2 protein-coding genes are annotated in these 3523 nt (G+C 42.1%); one reads left to right on the plus strand and one right to left on the minus strand.

Features of this window, described 5'->3' with window-relative positions; genetic code table 11:
* Nucleotides 1-100: 100 nt before the first annotated feature.
* Nucleotides 101-1030 (plus strand): helix-turn-helix domain-containing protein, encoded by a 930-nt coding sequence (locus tag ADH54_RS09410; RefSeq protein WP_049524904.1) that lies wholly within the window; start codon nucleotides 101-103, stop codon nucleotides 1028-1030.
* A gap of 49 nt (nucleotides 1031-1079) precedes the next feature.
* Here the strand turns inward: ADH54_RS09410 and ADH54_RS09415 are convergent, their stop codons facing one another.
* The gene (locus ADH54_RS09415) at nucleotides 1080-3416 is read right to left on the minus strand and encodes an endonuclease MutS2 (protein WP_049524905.1); all 2337 of its coding nucleotides are present in this window, start codon (nucleotides 3414-3416) and stop codon (nucleotides 1080-1082) included.
* Nucleotides 3417-3523: the final 107 nt, after the last annotated feature.

The following is a 3523-nucleotide window of genomic DNA, read 5'->3' on the forward strand; positions in this document are numbered from 1 at the left end:
CCCCCGAAAAAGCGTAACTATAATTACTTTTTTCTAAAAATTCCCTTAAAAACTGGTAGAATTATGGTAGAATGAAAAAAAGGACTTGAGGAGATTTAGGATGCAAGATGAAAGTGTTTATGGATTAGTCTATAAGGCCATCCGTGAGGAAAGAGGGTTTACACAAAAGGAAGCTGCTGGGACTACAGTAACTCCTCATTTTTTACGTCAGTTTGAGCAAGGGAAATCTCGAATAACCATTCAAAAATTTGAAGAGATTCTGTCTAATATTGGAATTGATAAGGAGACCTTTGATAGTCTAAAAACGCAAATGTTCCCAACTGAATTTCATAAATTACAGGCTCAGGTTGCTGATTTAGCCTATAAGCGTGAATTTAAAAAGATCCTTAGCTTGATTAATCAGCCTCTGGAAAATCCTGGAATCGCTGAACACTATGTGATTGCCAATCGTGTGGTCAATAAATTTGCTATCGCAAACATCATCGGCGATTCTTTTCTGACTCCAAAAGATTATCAAGAATTAGAATATATCAAGAACTATCTGAGCGAATTGGACGACTGGAATAAAATTGAGGTTAATATCTTTTCATCTATCCTGCCTCACTTTTCAATCGAATTTTTAGATTACAGACTCTACCACTTATTAGATACTCTAAAAAAACAGACTGAATACCATTCAATCCGTACTGCTGACTACTATATTGCCTGCTTAAGAACTGCTATCAAGCATTACTCTGTCAATGGCTACTATGATAAGGCTGAAAATTTAGCTCTTAAGACTCTGGAAGTGATTAATACTTTCCCTCTACTGAGTACCAAGATGACAGAGATGATTAATCTTTCTATGGAACGGGCTAATAATTTTCTCCGACAAGATGATGTCAGAGGTCTAGAGCTTGCTAAGCATATCTTTGCCAGTCTTGATAACTTTGAAAAAATCTATCCAAATCAACTTCTGACTCGAATGAGAGAGGATTTCTTTGTTACTGTCACACAACTCAATCACACTGGACAGCCTTTAGATATCTAGTCTAGAAATCAAAAAAGCTTGAGGAACCTCATATTTCCTCAGGCTTTTCTTATCCTTTAAAAGTGACAATGGTCGCACCACTGCCTCCAGCATTTTGTGGGGCATAGCCGAAACTCTTAACATGTTTGTTTCTTTGTAGGTATTTGGTGACACCTTCACGGATGACACCTGTTCCGATACCATGGATGATATCAACTTGAGCCATATTATTAAGCAAGGCTTGGTCGATAAAGGCATCTAGCTCATTCATAGCTTCTTCATAGCGTTTACCTCGAAGATCCAGTCTGGCTTGAGGGCCTCGGCCAGATGTCCGTTTCACAACATTGACTTGTTTCTTCTTGACTGGTTTTTCTTGCTGAGCTTGAACAAGGTCAAATTCTTTTTCTTCCAAGGTCATCTTGATCAAACCAACTTGGGCTTCCCAGCGGCCATCCTTGAGTTGACTGGTCAAGGTACCACGCTGTCCATAACTGAGAACCACGATATCATCTCCCACCTTTGGAGCTCGTTTTTTCTTGGCCTTTTGAAGGACCTTGTTTTTAGACAAATCTACTTTTTCAGGAGCCAATTTTTTCAGCTTGGCCTTGGCTTCAATGATTTCATGGGGTTTGAGTTGAGATTTACTATGGAGATTTTTAAGAATCTGGTCACTCTCACTTAGGGCCATGTCCACAATCTCAGCAGCCTGTTCACGCGCCTTGTTAAGCTCGGTTTCCTTTTCACGATTGAGCTCATTGTAAAGTTTTTTGAGAGCACGGTTCATCTTGAGATTTTCTTGCTCCACCTCACGGATATTGTCCAAACGTTTGCGGCTTTCCAGCGTCTGCTCTTCCAGCTGCTCAATAATACGATTGACATCATTGTCCTGATCAACCTGCTGACTGGCATCCCCTACGATAACTTCAGATAAACCTAAACGTTTAGCAATTTCAAAGGCATTGCTTCGACCAGGCACACCCTGCATAAAGCGATAGGTCGGGCGAAGAGTTGCTGTATCAAACTCCATGCTGGCATTTTGCACAAAGGCTGTCTCAATACCATAGGCCTTGAGTTCTGGATAATGAGTCGTAGCCATGGTCTTGACTTGACGCAGGCGAAGGTCTTCCAGAATAGCCATGGCAAGGGCGGCTCCTTCTTGAGGGTCTGTACCAGCACCCAACTCGTCCAAGAGTAAGAGGGAATGTTGGTTGACCTTGCCAAGAATATCCACAATATTGGTCATGTGGCTAGAGAAGGTAGACAAGCTCTGCTCAATAGATTGCTCATCGCCAATATCAGCAAAAATTTCTTCAAAAATACCAACACGACTTCCCTTATCTGCTAAAATCGGCAAACCAGACTGGGCCATAACCTGCGTCAAGCCCAGAGTTTTGAGCATGATAGTCTTCCCACCTGTATTGGGACCTGTAATGACAATGGCTGTTAAATCTTGACCAAAATGAACATCATTTGCGACGGCATTTTTGACCAAAGGATGGCAGACATGGAGCAATTGAATCTCCTGATTTTCTGATAGCTTAGGAACGACCGCTTGTCTTTCTTGAATAAAGCGAACCTTGGCACGAATCAAGTCTAGATGGCCGATAATCCAAGCATCATTGGCAATCTCAGCCGCATGAGGGCGGACACGCTCAGAAATTTCTTGAAGAATGCGAAGCATTTCATAGCGCTCATCTGCTCGCAAACTAGCAATTTCTTCGCTCAGTTTGACCACCTCACGGGGTTCGATATAGACGGTGTTTCCGCTGGAAGAAATATCATGAACAACACCTGCAATCTTATTGCGGTAGGTGTTTTTGACTGGTAAAACCTGACGGCCATTTCTGCTGGCAACAATCCCTTCTGTCAACATCTGCGCTTTTTGCTTGAGCAGGTCCTGTAAAACATCGCGTACCTGACTCTCGCTATCATGGATTTTTCGACGGATGCGCGCTAATTCTTCACTGGCAAAATTTTCAATGAAACCTGCATCATTAAAGGCTTGGAGATTTCCTTGTAATTGCGGAAAATCATGTAATTTCTCAAACCAAAGGGCTAATTCTTCCAAGCTAACATTTTCCAGATTGGCATAAAAACTTTGCAATTCTCTGCTAGAAAGAAGCACGCGCTTCAAGAGGAGGAACTCCTCGATATTGAGGTCTGCCCCCATCTCCAAACGCTTGCAGACTCCTGCGATTTCCTTGGTTGCGAGAATGGTAAAATGCGGTTGCTCGACAAAGAGAGCCTGCATTTCCTTCATCTCAGCAAAAGCCTGTTTGATTTTATCTGCTTTGGCAGTCGGAGCCAACTGTCTCAATTGCTCCAAGCCCTGCTCAGTCAACAAATGAGGTTCAAACAAGGCCTTGACCTTATTGAACTCTAATGTTTCTAATATTTTCTTGTTCATCGTTATTTCCTTGTCTTTGAATGTCTATACTCTTCGAAAATCTCTTCAAACCACGTCAGCGTCGCCTTACCGTACTCAAGTACAGCCTGCGGCTAGCTTCCTAGTTT

The sequence above is a fragment of the Streptococcus pseudopneumoniae genome (assembly GCF_001072315.1).
In the GTDB taxonomy this organism is placed as follows: Bacteria; Bacillota; Bacilli; order Lactobacillales; family Streptococcaceae; genus Streptococcus; species Streptococcus pseudopneumoniae_R.

Coding starts and splice junctions, on each gene's coding strand:
- ADH54_RS09410 (WP_049524904.1), top strand. CDS start 101: ATGCAAGATGAAAGTGTTTATGGATTAGTCTATAAGGCCATCCGTGAG.
- ADH54_RS09415 (WP_049524905.1), bottom strand. CDS start 3,416: ATGAACAAGAAAATATTAGAAACATTAGAGTTCAATAAGGTCAAGGCC.